This window comes from Gemmatimonadota bacterium (assembly GCA_016719105.1).
In the GTDB taxonomy this organism is placed as follows: domain Bacteria; phylum Gemmatimonadota; class Gemmatimonadetes; order Gemmatimonadales; family Gemmatimonadaceae; genus SCN-70-22.
The window spans coordinates 372253-388881 of the sequence record JADKAQ010000008.1; the positions used below are offsets into that span (position 1 = coordinate 372253).

General features: G+C 68.9%; 15 protein-coding genes. 7 read left to right on the forward strand and 8 right to left on the reverse strand.

Translation table 11 applies throughout. The features are described from left to right. Positions 1 to 153: 153 nt before the first annotated feature. Positions 154 to 1737 (reverse strand): PLP-dependent aminotransferase family protein, encoded by a 1584-nt coding sequence (locus IPN47_12075; protein ID MBK9408763.1) that lies wholly within the window; start codon positions 1735 to 1737, stop codon positions 154 to 156. Between the two features lie 97 nt (positions 1738 to 1834). Here IPN47_12075 and IPN47_12080 point away from each other — a divergent pair, with 97 nt between their 5' ends. Further along, positions 1835 to 2452: a pyridoxamine 5'-phosphate oxidase family protein gene (locus IPN47_12080; protein ID MBK9408764.1), complete on the forward strand. Its 618-nt coding sequence runs from the start codon at positions 1835 to 1837 to the stop codon at positions 2450 to 2452. 69 nt (positions 2453 to 2521) lie between these two features. Next, entirely contained in the window at positions 2522 to 2983 is a 462-nt protein-coding gene (locus tag IPN47_12085) for an OsmC family protein (protein MBK9408765.1), read from the forward strand. Between the two features lie 43 nt (positions 2984 to 3026). On the opposite strand, the gene IPN47_12090 is transcribed toward IPN47_12085, so the two are convergent. Continuing rightward, a complete protein-coding gene (locus IPN47_12090) occupies positions 3027 to 3785 on the reverse strand; it encodes a class I SAM-dependent methyltransferase (protein ID MBK9408766.1) in 759 nt (252 codons plus the stop codon). Beyond that, complete coding sequence (locus IPN47_12095; protein MBK9408767.1) at positions 3782 to 5134, reverse strand: phosphodiester glycosidase family protein; 1353 nt, start codon at positions 5132 to 5134, stop codon at positions 3782 to 3784. The genes IPN47_12090 and IPN47_12095 overlap by 4 nt, the downstream gene beginning before the upstream one ends. Before the next feature lie 130 nt (positions 5135 to 5264). Here IPN47_12095 and IPN47_12100 point away from each other — a divergent pair, with 130 nt between their 5' ends. From IPN47_12100 to IPN47_12110, 3 genes are all read left to right on the forward strand, one after another. Continuing rightward, positions 5265 to 8066 (forward strand): TonB-dependent receptor, encoded by a 2802-nt coding sequence (locus tag IPN47_12100; protein MBK9408768.1) that lies wholly within the window; start codon positions 5265 to 5267, stop codon positions 8064 to 8066. Between the two features lie 162 nt (positions 8067 to 8228). Beyond that, the gene (locus IPN47_12105) at positions 8229 to 10382 is read left to right on the forward strand and encodes a molybdopterin-dependent oxidoreductase (GenBank protein MBK9408769.1); all 2154 of its coding nucleotides are present in this window, start codon (positions 8229 to 8231) and stop codon (positions 10380 to 10382) included. 30 nt (positions 10383 to 10412) lie between these two features. Continuing rightward, on the forward strand, positions 10413 to 11246 hold the full coding sequence (locus IPN47_12110) for a hypothetical protein (protein MBK9408770.1): 834 nt from the start codon (positions 10413 to 10415) through the stop codon (positions 11244 to 11246). A 107-nt stretch (positions 11247 to 11353) separates the two neighbouring features. Here the strand turns inward: IPN47_12110 and IPN47_12115 are convergent, their stop codons facing one another. After that, a complete protein-coding gene (locus tag IPN47_12115; GenBank protein MBK9408771.1) occupies positions 11354 to 11638 on the reverse strand; it encodes a rhodanese-like domain-containing protein in 285 nt (94 codons plus the stop codon). Positions 11639 to 11826: 188 nt separating this feature from the next. Between IPN47_12115 and IPN47_12120 the strand changes: the two genes are divergently transcribed. Next, complete coding sequence (locus IPN47_12120) at positions 11827 to 13284, forward strand: FAD-dependent oxidoreductase (protein MBK9408772.1); 1458 nt, start codon at positions 11827 to 11829, stop codon at positions 13282 to 13284. A gap of 11 nt (positions 13285 to 13295) precedes the next feature. After that, the gene (locus IPN47_12125; protein ID MBK9408773.1) at positions 13296 to 13475 is read left to right on the forward strand and encodes a hypothetical protein; all 180 of its coding nucleotides are present in this window, start codon (positions 13296 to 13298) and stop codon (positions 13473 to 13475) included. 36 nt (positions 13476 to 13511) lie between these two features. On the opposite strand, the gene IPN47_12130 is transcribed toward IPN47_12125, so the two are convergent. The 4 genes from IPN47_12130 to IPN47_12145 all read right to left on the reverse strand — a co-directional run bounded on the left by IPN47_12130 (position 13512) and on the right by IPN47_12145 (position 16623). Continuing rightward, positions 13512 to 13820, reverse strand: a complete 309-nt coding sequence (locus IPN47_12130) for a hypothetical protein (GenBank protein ID MBK9408774.1) — start codon at positions 13818 to 13820, stop codon at positions 13512 to 13514. Positions 13821 to 13949: 129 nt separating this feature from the next. Further along, positions 13950 to 14732, reverse strand: a complete 783-nt coding sequence (locus IPN47_12135) for a DUF481 domain-containing protein (GenBank protein ID MBK9408775.1) — start codon at positions 14730 to 14732, stop codon at positions 13950 to 13952. Positions 14733 to 14899: 167 nt separating this feature from the next. Next, complete coding sequence (locus IPN47_12140) at positions 14900 to 15646, reverse strand: hypothetical protein (protein ID MBK9408776.1); 747 nt, start codon at positions 15644 to 15646, stop codon at positions 14900 to 14902. Positions 15647 to 15675: 29 nt separating this feature from the next. Further along, positions 15676 to 16623 carry an SDR family NAD(P)-dependent oxidoreductase gene (locus tag IPN47_12145; GenBank protein MBK9408777.1) on the reverse strand — a complete coding sequence of 316 codons (948 nt, stop codon included), beginning with the start codon at positions 16621 to 16623 and terminating at the stop codon, positions 15676 to 15678. Positions 16624 to 16629: the final 6 nt, after the last annotated feature.

Sequence of the window (16629 nt, forward strand, 5' to 3'; positions counted from 1 at the left end):
CCTGTCGCGCGTCGCCGGTACGGTGACGTGTGGAGATCGGGTGGCCTCGAGTCACGCCCACAACCTGACCGCACGTCCCGGCATTGTCTATGGGGCGACGCCCACTCGCGCGACCACCGCGCCGCCACTCGCAACCGATCACGCCGCCGCGGATCACGCGGGATCGCGCGACGAATCACGCACGACCTCGCACAACACCTCGATCGCGCGCGTCATGACCGGCGCATCGAAGCCGGCGAAGCCGAGCAGCAGCGCGCCCCGCGAACGCGGGACGATCGACAAGGCCCCCAGCGGCGAGGCCACGACCCCGCGTGCGTGCGCGGCGCGCGCGAGCGCGGCATCGTCGTGCCCTGCGTGCAGCCATCCCACGAGGTGCATCCCCGCATCGACCGGTTGCGCCTCGAGCCACGACGATGCGCGCTCGGCGAGGAGACGCAGCAGCGTGTCCTGACGCTCGGCATAGAGCCCGCGCATGCGCCGCACGTGGCGCGCGAAGTGCCCCTCGGCGATGAAGTCGGCGACGACGGCCTGCTCCAGCGACGACGGATGGCGATCGACCGCGGCACGCGCCTGGGCGAACGGCTCGACCAACTCCGGAGGGACGACGACGTAGCCCAGTCGCAGCGCGGGAAAGAGCGTCTTGCTGAAGGTCCCCACGTAGACCACGCGCCCCTCGAGGTCCATCCCCTGCAACGAGGGGAGGGGACGCCCACGAAAGCGATACTCGCTATCGAAGTCGTCTTCCACCACCCACGCCCCACGACGACGCGCCCATTGCAGCAGCGCCAGGCGGCGTGCCGCGCTGAGCGTCACGCCTAACGGGAACTGGTGCGACGGCGTGACGCAGGCGAGCCTCGGCGTCACCGCGAGGGCGTCGAGGGCGGCCACGTCGAGTCCGTCTGCATCGACCGGGATCGGGGCGAGCGCTGCACCGGCCGCGAGCAGCGCGGCGCGCGTCCCGCGATACCCGGGGTCCTCGATGGCCGCCACGTCGCCCGGGTCGAGCAGGACGCGCGCGCAGAGGTCGAAGGCCTGCTGCGCCCCGCTCACCACGATGACCTGCCGTTCGTCGCAGTTGACCGCCCGCGCCTGACGCAGGTACTCCGCGATGGCGGCGCGCAGCGGTGGGTGGCCATGCGGTTCGGCGTAGGCAAGTTGCGCGGCGGTGAGGCGGCGCCAGCGGCGCGCGAGCAGTCGCCCCCACAGCTGCAACGGGAAGTGATCGAGCGCCGGCGTCCCGAGGCGGAAGGCGCGCGCCCCGGTCACCCCATGCATCGGCGACGACGTCACCGAGAGCGACGCCAGCAGCCGCCCGCGATGGGAGGTCTGCGGTCGCGATAGCTTGTCGCCGGCCGGGGAGGCCGGCCCTGCGGTGCGCGAACGCGGGGGCGCCGCGGAGGGCTCGGCCCCCGGACGCGCCCGGAGATGGTCGTCGGGGACGACGTGCGCCACGAACGTCCCCCTGCGCTGCTGGCCGCGCAGGTACCCTTCGGCGCGCAGCTGGTCAAAGACGAGGGCGACGGTGGTGCGGGAGACGTCGAGCGACTCGGCAAGCCCGCGCGTCCCGGGGAGGCGGATCCCCGGGGCGAGCCGTCCCTCCAGGATGGCCCCTCGCAAGGCGGCGTACAGTTGCCGCTGCAATGGTTCGACGGCCTCGGGGTCGAGCGCGAGGGCAAGCGGGACCGCACTCCCTCGACGTGCGGATCTGGCCTTATCAGTTGTTTGCTTTCTGGCCATTTCGATAGAACCAGTGATGGCGTAAAGTCACCGAAGGATTCGCCGTTCGCTACGCCGCCTGGCCACAAGAGCCTCTTCACACCGCCGATAGGTGCGCATGACCGCGTCCGTTCCCAGCCCCGCTCCCACCCTGGCCTCGACCAGCGACCGAACGCACCTCCGCGTCCATCCCGAGCGGTCGGCGCCGGACGAGGTCGCGGGGATCCTGCGCGACGGGCTGGTGGCTCACATCGCCGTTGCCGACGACGCGGGGCCGGTGGTCATCCCCATGACGTACGCCCTCGATGAGGTGCGCCCGGGGACGATCTATGTCCACGGCGCGCACCACTCGCGCCTCATGCAGCACGTGGCGAGCGGGAAGCCGGTCTGCGTGTCGGTGACGCTGGTCGACGGCCTCGTGTACTCGCGCACCGCGCTCTACCACTCGGTGAACTATCGGAGCGCCGTCTGCTTCGGGACGGCGCGGGTGGTCGATGACCCCGAGGAGCAGATGCGGGCGTCGCTCGCGCTCATGCTGCGCTACTTCCCGGGGCGCACGGAGGGGGTCGACTTCGATCCGATTCCCGAGGAGCACCTGCGGGGCACCTCGTACGTGGCCATCGAGGTCACCGACGCCAGCGCCAAGGTCCGTCGTGGCGGCCCCAAGGGCCCTCGCGATCAGGACCCCACCGCGCCCGGCACCGCGGGCGTGCTGGTGTTCGACCCCCCGCGTTAGGATCTCCCCGTCGTCGGCCCGTCCCCACCATCGCTGGGGCGTGACCGTCGCCAAACCCGCCATTCGCGAATGAAGCAGCATCACTATTCCGTCGATGTCCGCTGGACCGGCAACCTGGGCGAAGGGACCGCGAGCTATCGCGGTTACCGCCGATCGCACGAGTTGTCGGCGCCGGGCAAGGCGCCGATCGCAGGATCGTCCGATCCTGCCTTTCGCGGCGATGCCGACTGCTACAACCCCGAGGAGCTGCTCGTGGGGGCGCTGTCGGCGTGTCACATGCTCTGGTTCCTGCACCAGTGCGCCGACGCGGGGGTGGTGCTGGAGACCTACGAGGATTCGCCCGAGGGGGTGATGGTCGAGGCGTCGGGCGGGGGTGGGCGCTTCGTCGAGGTGGTGCTGCGCCCGCGCACAACCGTTCGCGGCGACGTGGCGCCCGGGCTGCTCCGACAGTTGCACGAGCGTTCGCACGCGCTGTGCTTCGTCGCCAACTCGATGAACTTCCCCGTGCGCGTCGAACCTGCGGTGGACTGACCGCCATCCCGGCGAGGATGCCCGACCTGGCAGGCGCCGCCGCCTAACGCCTTTCGCTGATGCGCCCCGCCAGCACCAACATCGGCCAGCGCACCAGTCGCGGCGTCGCGCCGTCGGGCCACGCGACGGCCAGCCGCTCGCGCAATTCCTCGAGCGGATCGCCCCCCTCCTGCTCCCGGGCGCGCTTGAGCGCCGACCAGGTGCCCAGGAACCCCGTCAGGCCGTCGCGGTCGAGCAAGGCCTCGATGGGGGGCGACTCGACCGGAAGCCGCGGGAAGGGAAACTCGAGCGTGGCGTAGCCGCTCTCCACATGCCGGCGCTCGAACGGCCAGTACGACCCCAGGCGTGCCTCGTAGAACCAGTGCACGACGGCATCCACCGCCGCATCGACTTCGACCATGCCGTACGTCCAGGCCGCGATCGCCGCGCCGGGGACAGCCACACGTTGCACCTCGCGGTAGAAGGCGGCGAGATCGAACCAGTGCAGCGCCTGCGCGACGGTCACCAGGTCGACCGACGCGTCGGCGAGCGGAGCCTGCTCGGCTGGTGCGACGTGGTAGGTCACGCGAGGGTGCGCGGTTGCGTGCGCCACCTGGCTGGCACTCGCGTCGGTGGCATCGACGTGCGAGAACTGCCCGGCCAGCAGGATGGCCGCCTGCCCGCTCCCCGTCCCAACGTCCCAGCAGCGCTCGCGGCGCGGCGCCAGCGCCGCGACGTTGGCAATCAGCGCCGCCGGATACGTGGGACGAAAGGCCGCGTAGGAACCCGCCTGTGGCGCGAAGTGGTCCTGGAAGGCGCTCATGGTTTCAGCTGACGGATGACGAGGGCGTTCCCCACCGCGCGCTCGCCGGTGGGATCAGAGGGGAAGTTCACGATCTCCCCCTTCACCCAGAGCGCGCTGGAGCCGCCGCCGTCGAGGTTCATCGCCTGGCCGGCACCTAACGCGATGAGCGCGTCGCCGAGCTCAACGAGCGACATCCCGACGCTCCACGGACGTCGCCCGTCGACGACAACGAGCAGGAGCTGGGTGGAATCGCGCGAGAGGGCGATGGCGCTGCGCGGGTGGCGCGCCGAAGAGAAGCGCGGGAAGGTCCCCTCGAGTGAATCGGCGAGGACGCCGACGTTGGCGCCGTCCTGCACCACGCGCGGCCAGCCCCCCACCGAGGTCTGCGCGCTGAAGGTAGGGACGCCGAGCCCCGCCAGCACACGTACGGTGCCCCCGCGCCGGGCGAGCGCTCGCACGAAGGCGATGGCCGAGTCGCCGGTGGCGCTCAGGACCGCACCGCGCGGCGCGATGCGCGACGCGCCGCCAACGCGCGGACGTGGCGTGGCGACGCGATAGCGGAGCGTGTCGCCGCGCGCACCAGCGAACGTCAGCGCGACTTCCACCGCCCGGCGCGTGGCCGCGAGGCTCGCCGCGCGCGCGCTGTCGGCCCGCAGCTGCGCGACAGAGGGCGCAGGGCGCGGCGCCGGCGCGGCATCCGGGTCACGCGGGCGCACCGCCGTCGCGCGCGCGCCCGTGAGCGTATCACCGGGCGCCTCACCGGGCGTCTCGCCGAGCGTTCGGTCGCCGTACCAGGGCGTATAGAGCACCAGCCCTTCGGTGTGCGGCGGGCGATAGTTGATCCCCACAAGCGGCTGCGTTCCGCGCCCGGCATACACGGCGCCGTGCAGCTCGAAACGTCCGATATGCACCCCGCCGCGACGGTCGACGGCGAACTGGGTGTGGGCATTGTCGAATGCGTCGTGGGGCGAGTCGGTGATCACCGCCCCTTTCACCCATTCCCCACGGATGACGTGGTTGTTCTCGACCTCGCCGGTGCCGAGATCGAAGAAGTCGGCGTTGATGGCGACCAAGGGACGCTCGCCACGCGCCGTGAGGCGCTGCACCATCGCGCTCACCCGCTCGCGCCCCACCATGCGCTCGGCGGCCCGAACGCCGTCAATCGCATAGCCTTTTTGGCGCAGGTCGATCGTCGCGACGTGCAGGAGCCACGGCCCTTCGGGGCGCAGCAGGCACGTGTACGTGACGCCGGGCGCGATGGTGTCGACCGTCTGCCGCACCGTTGGTGCGGGGAGGACACGCGTCGTGTCGCCGACGCAACGCCGCACCCCCTGCTCCTGCGCCTTGCCCCACGTGGGAACCGCCAACAGGAGTGCAGGGACGGACAGCAGAATCCGTATTGACGCACGCCGCAACATCCCTGACACTTTCGCCCACAGCGAAGGCCAGACGCTTCGCGTTGAGAACATGCCTCTCACCCCCAGGAGATACCTCCAGATGCGAACTTGGGTCGTACGCGCCCTTGCCGTCGCGACGCTGGGTTGGTTTGCCACGTCGTCCGCGGTGCAAGCACAGAATACCATCACGCTCGAAGGGAGCGTGGTCGGAAAGGAGGGCGAGCCGATTGTTGGCGCGCAGATCGCTGTCACGAACGTCGCTACAAGTGAACGCCGCAACGTCACCACGCGCCAGAACGGGGAGTTCCGGCTGCTCGGCCTCTTCTCCGGCAAGTACTCGATCGACGTGCGGGCGCTGGGTTACAAGCCGGTCCAGGATTCGGTGCAGCTCGTGATCGGCACGCGCGCCCGCCTCACGATCACGATGGAGAAGGGGGCGACCGAACTGCAGGCCGTCGCCGTCACCGCCGAGCGCGTGAAGCAGGTCGAAGTACAGCGCCTGTCCATCTCGGCCCCCGTGCTCAAGGAAGAGATCGAGAACCTCCCGATGAACGCGCGCGGCGTGATGAACCTCGCCGCCATCGCCCCGGGGGTGAAGAGCTACGCGCCGCAGCAGGGGCGCGCGCTCCCGTCGGCTGGCGGTGCGCCGGACCTGCGCTTCATCAACCTCTACATGGACGGCGTAGAGATGAAGTCGCTGTACAACGGCAACCTCGTCGGCATTCCGCAGACCGGGTCGCCGTTGCCGCAGGAAGCGCTCGAGGAGTTCCGCGTGTACCTCAACCCGTACGACGCCGAGTACTCGCGCGCGGGTTCGTACGTGATCTCGGCGGTGAGCCGCCGCGGCACCGACAAGTGGGAAGGGTCGGCCTTCGGCTTCTACCAGGGCAAGGACTACATCGCCCGCACGTTCATTCAGGAGCGCGCCAATTCGTTGCTGCCGAAGTACGGGCGCAACCAGTTCGGCCTCAACCTTCGCGGCCCGATTGCCAAGGGGAAGCTCTACTTTGCCGGGAGCTACGAAGGGACGCTCACCGACAACTACATCGACGTGGTTCCGACCACGACGTATGCGCCGTGGCAGAAATACAAGGGCTCGTTCCTGGCGCCGCAGAAGAACCACACCTTCTTCTCGCGCCTCACCGCCACGCCGAACGACAAGAGCACGTACGACTTCATGTGGTCGACGCGCATCCTCGACGGCGAGGGGAACTTCGGCGGGCGCTCGTCGCAGGATGCGGGGATCTCGCAGAAGTACCTGATCAACACCGCACAGCTGCGCCACCGCTGGCTCCCGACCACCAACCTGGTCAACGAGCTGTCGCTGCAGTACGTGCAGTGGAACCACACCGAGGCGCCGCTGCTTCCCGGGCCGACCTTCACGTACCCCGGCATCATCACGGGGACGTCGGGCTTCCCGCTCGAGCTGCGCGAGAAGCACTTCCGCCTGGTCAACCGCTCGACCTACAACCTGGACGACTGGGGCGGCAACCACCTGATCAAGTTTGGCGCCGAGCTCTCCAGGATCAACGGCAGCCAGTACCTCCCGTCCAACCAGTTCGGGTCGTTCAGCTTCCTCACCGACACGTCGAGCCTGCCTAACGCTGCCTCGATCTCGGTGGGCTTCAGCAACGCCGCCGGCACCGATGACGCGCGCGCCAGCGCGACGGGCTACACGACGGGCTTCTACCTCAACGACGAGTGGCGCCCGCGCGAGAACCTCACGATCAACCTCGGCCTGCGCTACGACGCCGAGCTCAACACGCTCAACAACGACCAGACGGTGCCGTGGGCCAGCGATTCGCGCCTCACGTCGCGCGCCGAGCTCGCCGACTTCATCAACCGCGGCGACCGCAAGAACGACCTGAACAACTTCTCGCCGCGCATCTCGTTCTCGTGGGACCCCAACAAGCAGAACAAGACGTTCGTGCGCGGCGGCTTCGCGATCCTCTACGATCGCGTGACGTCGTTCATCGGCTTCCAGGAGCGCCTCAACTCGACGTGGCGGTCGTACACCTTTGCCAACCCCGGCACGAAGGACCCGGCCGTGCTGCGCCAGCGCGTTGCGGCTGGCGGCGCCACCGCCCCGCTCTCGCCGGTACTGGTCAAGAACCTCATGCGCACGCCAGAAAACTGGCAGTACTCCCTGGGCGTCGGGCACCAGTTCACGGACGCCTTCGGCGTCAACGTCGACTACGTGAACCAGAACATCAAGAACCTGTACGTGCGCCTCAACGCCAACTGGTTCAACGCCGCCGCCAACGTGCGCGCGCGCGTCCTCAGCCCGGCGTACGGCGACATCATCCTGTGGGATGACTTCGGCAAGGCGAAGTTCTCCGGCCTCGTCACGCAGGCCACCTACAGCAAGAATGGCCAGCGCTTCAACCTGGCCTACACGCTGGGGTGGTACAAGTCGGACTTCGACGGGAACCTGGCCAACATCTTCCCGAACCGCTCGTCGTACCAGATGCAGTACACCTCGGGCGACGAGCGTCACCGCTTCGTCCTCTCGACCATCAACAAGCTGCCGTTCGGGATCCAGGCCTCGACCATCACGCAGGTGGCGTCGCCGCGCCCGTACGTGGCCATCGATGGCAAGGACCTCAACCTCAACAACGTCACCTTCGACGACTTCACCGGCCCGGATCGTGTCATCCGCCCGGAGGGCTCGTGGGAGAACTGGTACAAGACGGTCGACCTGCGCCTCCAGCGCGCGCTCATCCAGCGCGGGTCGCAGAAGATCACGGTCATGGCCGAGGTCTTCAACCTGTTCAACAGCGAGAACATCTCGGCATTCGGCGGGCAGAAGTTCAGCGGCACGACGCCGATCACCACGTTCGGCCAGTCGACCGGTGCCTTCGCCGCTCGTCAGGCACAGCTGGGCTTCAAGGTCGACTTCTGATCAGGACATGCGGGAACCGGTGACCCAACGGTCGCCCGCCCTGCGACTGGACTGATCACGAAGCGAAGGAGGAACGCGGGGTCGCCCATCGGGTGGCCCCGCGTTCGCCTTCCGTGACGTGCCCCCCTCGTGGCGCGCGAGGCGGGGCGGTAACGTCCCCGCATGTCCTCCCGCCACGTTCGCACCTGCACGCTCTGTGAAGCCATGTGCGGCATCGTGGTGGAGCACGACGGTGACCGCGTCCTGGGCATTCGGGGCGACGCCGACGACCCGTTCAGCCGGGGACACATCTGTCCCAAGGCGGTCGCGCTGCAGGACCTGCACCACGACCCCGACCGCCTGCGCACCCCGGTCCGGCGTGACGGCGAGCGATGGGTCCCCACGGCGTGGGGCGAGGCCTTCGACCTCGTCGCCCGTCAGTTGCAAGCCGTGCAACGCACCCACGGACGCGATGCCGTCGCCGTCTACCTCGGCAACCCCACCGCGCACTCGCTGGGTGCCCTGCTCACCGCTCCAGGGTTCATCCGGGCGCTGCGCACGCGCAATCGCTACTCGGCGACGTCGGTCGACCAGCTGCCACATCACGTGGCCGCCACGCTCATGTTCGGCCACGGCTTCCTCATCCCCATCCCGGACCTCGAGCGCACCGAGCACCTGCTGATCCTCGGGGCCAACCCCGCGGCGTCCAACGGTTCGCTGATGACCGCCGGCGACGTGAAGGCGCGGCTCAAGGCGATCCGCACGCGGGGTGGGCGCATCGTGCTCGTCGATCCGCGCCGAACCGAAACGGCGGCGCTGGCCGACGACCATCACTTCATTCGGCCGGGGACCGACGCCCTCCTCCTGCTGGCGCTCCTGCACGTCATCTTCAACGAGGCGCTGTCGCGCGCCGATGCCCTTCCGTCGTTTGTCACTGGGGTCGAGGAGGTGCGCGCGCTCGCGCTGCGCTTCCCCCCCGAGCGGGTCGCGGTGGCCACCGGCATGCGCGCCGGCACCATCCGGCAGATGGCGCGCGACTTCGCGCGCGCCGAACGCGCGGTGTGCTACGGCCGTGTCGGGGTGTCGATGCAGGAGTTCGGCGCCCTCTCCTGCTGGCTCATCACCGTGCTCAACGCCGTCACGGGACGACTGGACGCCTATGGGGGCGCGATGTTCACGCAGCCGGCCGTCGAGGTCGTGCGCGGTCGGGGCGGACTCGGGACGACACGCCTGGGGCGCTGGCGCTCGCGCGTGCGCGGGCTCCCGGAGTACGCGGGCGAGCTCCCGGTGAGTGCCCTGGCCGAGGAGATGGAGACGCCAGGTCCTGGGCAGGTGCGTGCGCTCGTGACGCACGCGGGCAATCCGGTGCTCTCCACGCCGAACGGTGCACGGCTCGAGCGCGCGATGGTTGGGCTCGACTTCTACGTCGCCGTCGACTTCTACGTGAACGAGACGACGCGTCACGCGCACGTGATCCTCCCCCCGACCGGGCCGCTCGAACGCGACCACTACGACCTGGTGTTCAACGCACTGGCCGTGCACAACACCGCGAAGTACTCCCCCGCCATGGTGGCCCGCCCCACCCACGCGCGACACGACTGGGAGATCTTCAATGAACTCACCTGGCGGGTCGAACGCGGGAGCCTGGCGCAACGCCTGCAGGCGCGCGCCCGCGCAGCGATGGTGCGTGCCCTGCGTGCGCGCGGCATGCTCGACGTGGCGCTTCGCTTTGGACCGTTTGGCAACAGCATCAACCTCATCGGGAGCGGGATGAGCGTACGTCGCCTCGAACGCTCGCCGCACGGGGTCGACCTCGGCTCCTTGCAGCCGGTGCTCCCGGCGCGCCTTCGGACCAGCGACCGGACGGTACGTCTCGCACCGCCGGAATTCATGGCCGACCTGCCGCGCCTGGAAGCCTCGCTCGAACTGGCACCAGTCACCGGGAGCGGGACGCTTGCCCTGATCGGGCGGCGCGAGTTGCGGTCCAACAACTCATGGATGCACAACGCCGAGCGCCTGATGCGCGGTGACGATCGGTGCACGCTGCTGATGCACCCGCGGGATGCCGAGGCGCGCGGTATCGTGGCGGGGACGCGGGTGCGCGTGCGCTCGCGCGTGGGAGATGTGGTGGTGCCGCTCGAGGTGAGCGATACCGTCATGCCGGGGGTGGTTTCGCTCCCGCACGGCTTCGGACATGCCCGACCCGGGGTCGCGTTGCACGTGGCGACCCAGCACCCCGGGGCCTCGCTCAATGACCTGACGGACGATCAGCGGGTCGACGCGCTCGTGGGGACGGCGGCCTTCACCGGAGTCCCGGTCGAGGTGTCCCCTGCGTAGGATTCGTCGGACCTCTCGCCACCGCCCTGCATGATCACCTACGATCCCAAGAACTGGATTCGGATCCTTCTCGATTTTCCGAGGAGCCCGGTCTTCCGCACGCTCTTCTTCGACGTGGTGGGGGCCGGCGTCTACGCGGCGCTGGTGGTGTGGGCCGAGAACGCGATGCGCCTTTCCGTTCCGCTCGGCCCCTCGTTCCTGTCGATCCTGGGGATCATCCTCGGCCTGCTCCTCGTCTTTCGGACCAACACGGCGTACGACCGGTGGTGGGAGGGACGGCGACTGTGGGGGCAACTCGTGAACGTGTCGCGCGGGCTGTCGCACTCGCTGGACGCGATGCTGGCGACCGACGCCCCCGCGCGCGCGACCTACGCCGAGCTGCTCGCCGCCTTCCCCGCGACGCTCGCGCAGCACCTGCGCGCGGCGCGCAACGTGGAGGCACCGCACCGTCCCAACGCCCTGCTCCGCGGACTCTTCGCGCAGGTGCACGACGACGTGCGGCAGGGGGCGCTCCCGCGCGAGGCCATCGTCGCACTGACGCCGATGCTGGCGACGTTCGATGACGTCTGCGGCGCCTGCGAGCGCATTCGCAACACGCCGATCCCCTTCTCGTACAGCTCCTACATCAAGCAGTTCGTCGTGCTGTACGCGCTGGTGATGCCGTTCGGGCTGGCGCGGGAGTTCGGTTACGGGACGGTGATCGCGTCGATGTTCACCTTCTTCGCCACGATGGGGCTCGAGCTGCTGGCCACCGAGATCGAGGAGCCGTTCGGCGGCGATCGCAACGACCTGCCGCTCGACGACCTGGCGGATCGCATCGCGCGCGACACGCGCGCCCTCCTGCTGACCCCGCGGAACGCCTAACGCCGCGCCATTTCCGGGGGATGGCGCCGCCGCGCCGGAACGGTCGGCGGGGCATCGCGATCATGCGTGGCGGCGACGGATCGCCTGCCGCGCTCACCGGTGGAGGCTCAGCCCTCGTCGAACTGCTGCCGTGCCTCGCCGTAGCCGCCGCCGTCCACGACCCGGCGGTAGCCCATGCGGCGCAGCGTGTCCGCGGCGCTCGCCGATCGCGCCCCGCTGGCGCAGTAGACGAGGATGTTCGTGTCGTGCGTGATCTCGGGGAGCCCGGTGATCGCCTGCTCGATCGACCCGACCGGCATGCACTTGGCACCCGGGAGGTGCCCCAGCCAGTACTCGAGGTGCGAGCGCACGTCGATGACCACGTCGACCTTCTTGTTGCGGAACTTCGCCATCCGAATGTCCTCCCGCGATGCCTGAGGGTACCTGCTTGGACACGGGGCGCGACAAGTCCTCCCCGCGACGTCTTCCGGCAATTTGCACCCTTGCGCCGAAATAATCAACCATGTAGTAATATAGTTAACCATCTGATCGTCGGCTGTCCCCCCTCGCGTCCGGCAGCGCCACGCTGCGGAGGCCTCCCATGAGTCGCACCGTGATCCTCGGCGCCGGTATCTCCGGCCACACGGCCGCCACCCGACTCCGGCAACGCCTCGGGCGCGAGCACGAGGTCATCGTCGTCACCCCCAACTCCAGGTGGAACTGGATCCCGTCCAACATCTGGGTCGGGGTGGGGCGCATGACGAGCGACGACGTGACGTTCGCACTGGCGCCCGTGTACCAAAAGCTCGGGATCACCTACGTCCAGGCCAAGGGGACCGAGATCCACCCCGAGGGGGACGCCGCCAATCCGGCGCCGTACGTGACGGTGGAGCACACCAGCGAGGGGCGCCGCGGCGAGGTGGAGCGGATTCCCTACGACTACCTCGTCAATGCGACCGGCCCCAAGCTCAACTTCGGGGCCGTACAGGGCCTTGGACCTGGCGGACACTCGCTCTCGGTCTGCACCGCCTCGCACGCGGAGGAGACGGCCAAGGAGCTCGAGGGGGTCATCGCCAAGCTGCGCGCGGGGGAGAAGCAGACGCTGGTGATTGGCACGAGCCATGGGACGTGCACGTGCGAAGGGGCCGCCTTCGAGTACGTCTTCAACGTGGAGCATGAGATCCGCTCGCGCGGACTGCGCCACCTGGCCGAGATCATCTATCTCTCCAACGAGCACGAGCTGGGCGACTTTGGTGTCGCCGGGCTGCACATGGAGGTTGGCGGCTTCGTGACCCACAGCAAGACGTGGGCAGAGTCGCTGTACACCGAGCGCGGGATCCGCTGGATCCTGCAGGCGCATGTCGAACGTGTGGAGCCCGGCGAGGTCTTCTACGAGACGCTCGACGGGGCGAAGCACTCGCAGCGCTTCGACTTCGCCATGCTGTTGCCGCCGTTCGGTGGCGTCGGCCTTCGATCGTTCGACCAGGGGGGCGCGGAGACCACGTCGGAGCTGTTCGCGCCGAGCGGCTTCATGCGGGTCGACGCGAACTACACGGCCAAGTCGTTCGAGGAATGGAAGCCCGAGGACTGGCCGCGTACGTATCAGAGCCCGAAGTTCGCGAACGTCTTCGCCGTGGGGATCGCCTTCGCGCCGCCGCACCAGCTGTCCAAGCCGTTCAAGAGCCCGAACGGGACGCTGATCGCCCCGTCGCCGCCGCGCACCGGGATGCCGAGCGGGATCATGGGGCGCGCGGTGGCCAATACGATCGCCGACCGCATCCAGCGTGGGGCGAGCGCACCGGCGCACGCCGCCTCCATGGCCACGATGGGGGCCGCCTGCGTGGCCTCGGCGGGGAAAGGGATGCTGCGGGGATCGGCTGCCGCGATGACGATGTACCCGATCGTCCCCGACTACGAGCGCTTTCCGGGGACGGGGCGCGACCTGCGCTTCACCTTTGGCGAGATCGGGCTGGCGGCGCACTGGATCAAGTACTTCCTCCACCACGCCTTCATCTGGAAGGCGAAGGGGAAGTTCGGTTGGCAGCTCATTCCGGAATAGGACGACGTGCCATGCCTAACGACCTGACTCCCCTGCCCTCTCGCGCCCCGGCGCCGTACACCGAGGCGTCGTACATCGCGGTCGCCACGCCGCGGACGCGCGCCATGCGCACGTTCCTGCCCTGGCAGCTGTTCCGCTTCCTGGTGATCAACCTGAAGATGCTGCAGATGATCGCCAAGTCGCACGACTAGCGCACCAACCGCTCCGCACCCCCAACGCGGTGCCAATCAGCACGCGGGGGGGATCGAGAGCGTGGCCCTGCTCATGCCGTGCCCGCTACCGTCGCTGACGATGGGCGCGTAGGACGAGCCGCCGCCGAGCTCGCCCCCTCCCTTCGCGCGGCTCCCGATGTGCACGTGCCAGGGCCGAGTGGTCGCGGCGGCATCACCGTTCAGCATCACCTTGACGTCGGTTCCGGCCCCATCAGCCGTCGGCTTCATCGAGGCCACGCCCGTGCCCCTGGCGCCTTCGGTCCCGGCGATCTTGCCGGACCAGGTGGCGTCCCGCGAGGTGAGGGCAAGCGCCGACGGGGACAAGACAGCGAGGGCTAGAAAAGCCCAGGACACACGACGCACCGAATACTCCTGCATCCGGGGATGTCCCCACATCAGGGCTCGTACCGGCGGCTCGCTGCGTGCCACCTTGCAACGCGGCGGTGACAGGCACTAGAACCCGGTCTTCACTCCAAAGAGCAATTGCGCATCGTTGTTGTTGCGAGCGCCACGGCTGCGCGCCGCGCTGTCGTAGAGCGCGAGATACGACACGGTGAAGCTCGTCGACTGGCGCACCGCCAGGCTCAGCTCGGACGTTGAGTTCACGGTGTAACTCTCGAGGTCGGTCACCCGCGGTTGCCAAAAGGTCGTGTGCGACAGCTTGAGCCGCGGATCGAACTGGTGCTTGAAGCGCGCCCGTCCCGACCAGCGCGCCGCCGCGATGATGGACGAGTCCGGCGAAAGCGACGTGGGACGCATGCGCTCGGCGAGCATCGCGAGCGAGATGTTGGCCTCCGTGGCGCCGGTGCTGAGCAGGACCGCCTTGCCACCGAGTCCCACGCCGACGCGGTCGAGCACGCGCTTTTCATAGCTCGCCTCGTAATTGACGAACAGGAAGGGCGAGAGATGATCAAACGGGCGATAGTCGAGCGCGACGGTACCGATCCAGGTGCGCTTGGTGACGGCGCGGGGCACCGAATCGCGCGCCGCATCGGCGTAACCGAAGCTCAGCGTCCCCCGAACCTGCAGCGTGCTGTCGGCGCGTCCGAGTTCGGTGCGTGTGAAGAGGGCGCGCTGCTCCGTATTGCCCTGATAGAGGGACGCCGCCGCCTCGACGCTCCCGGACCACGGCCTGGGCGGGGTCTTGGCGACCGGCGTGGACTGGGCCGTGAGGTGCGCCGGCGTACCGAGCACCACGACGGACAGTAGGCAGACGGCCGCGTATCGCAGGCGCATGGGGGAGCGAAGCGAGGGGGAGACCGATCGACGCGGAACGCGCGCCGTCGACCACCGACGGCGCGCGCGAAGACGGAAGATAGCGCGTTCCTCCACCCCTCGGCCCCGAAAAAACGGAGAAGGTCGGGGCGCATCGGCCGTTCGAGGGCCCGTCTTGTCGCTCTCGGCTACCGATCCGGGATGCGCGACGTGACCGTCCCGGCCGCGTCGAGGAACTCGAGCGACGCCGCCCCTAACGAGTCGACCTTGAGGCGCAGTCGCGGCTTGCCGTTGGGGTCGGAGAGGTTGATGATCGCGTTCCTGGCCGGGTCGCGCCCCACGAAGATGCGCTGGGCCATGAGGGGGACGCCGTTGCGCGGTGCCGCCCACCTTTGCAGCGCCTCGTTGCGCACCGCGCCCTCGGGGAGCTTCATGATCGAATCGCGCTCGGCGACCATGTCATAGATGTCGGCGTTGGCGCGATCGGCGATGGTGAAGCCGGTGCGACGCACCCCGTTGTCGTCGTTGTACTGGAAGTAGAGGATCTGGTCCTGGTTGAACTGGTCGAACGAGAAACCGCTCGACGCGCGGTACTTGCCGTCGGGGCCTGTCTTGCCGTCGAAGGTGAGGCCGCCGTTCTCCGTCCCTTCGTCGTTGAAGAAGATGATCCCGGGACGCGAACCGCCGGCGTAGCCGAACGGCTTCCCCTTGTAGATGGGGCCGATGGAGCGCGGGCGGTTGGAGAGGACCATGCGCAGCTTGCCGTCGGGTTCGACGATGTTGATGCGCTCCACGTCTAGCTCGGCGAAGCGGGCCTTGGCCTGTTGCGGCTGGCGAAAGGCGCCCAGCGCGAGGATGAGGAGGCAGGCCGACGTGACGACGGCGTAGCCCTTGAGCATGCGCACGTCGCGGCGCAGCCTGTCGTGATCCGACATCGGATGACCTCGGGGTGGGGAGATGGCCTCTAGCGTGGCGCGACGAGCCGCTCGCTGAGGGCACGCAGCTTGGCGCGCGCCTCGGCGTCATAGGCCTGGGGGTGCGCCTTGATGGGGGCCGACCGGTTGAAGTAGGTGCCGGTGGGTTCGGTGGTGATGATGGCATTGACCACCGACTCCGCCCCCTCTTCCACCGTGGAGCGCGGGGTGACGTTGAGGGCGCGTGCCATGGTGGTGTTCATCGTCGTCGCCGGGTGCAACGAGTAGGTGAGGACGCCGCGCTTCTCGAGGTCGGGGGCCATGTCGATCGTCATCAGGATCTGTGCGAGCTTGCTCTGTGCGTAACCGCGACCGCCATTGAATCCCTTTTCCATCATCGGGTCGTCGAAGTCGATGGGAGCCTGCGAGCCTGACGAGACGTTGATGATGCGCGACGGGGCGCTGGCGATGATGAGCGGGAGCAGGCGCTTGATGAGGAGGTAGTGCGCGAGGTAGTTGACGGCGAAGTGCATCTCGTGCCCCTCGACGCTGAACTTCCGCGTGCTGTCGAAGACGAAGCCGACGCCGGCGTTGTTGACCAGCACGTCGAGCCGCTGGTAGTCGCGGAGGACGTTGTCGGCCAAGCGGCGAACTTGGTCGAGCGAGGCGAGGTCGGCGGCGTAGAAGCGCGCGTTCCCCTTGCCGCCCTTCGCGAGTTCCGCGACCAACGCCTCGCCGCGCTCGACATTGCGCCCATGCACGATCACGTGCGCCCCGGCGGCGGCGAGGCGACGCGCGACCTCGCGCCCCAGGCCATCGGTGGAGCCGGTGACGAGCGCCACCTTCCCGTTGAGGTCCGGGAGCCTGGCGGCTGGCCCTGGAACCGCGGCCGGCGGCTGCGACGTGGCGCGCGCCGGGAGCACGGCGGCGCCAAGGAGTGCGACGCCGAACGCAAGCGCCGTGCGACGGGTGAAGGCAAACCGCCGAGTGCAGGGCATGTGGGA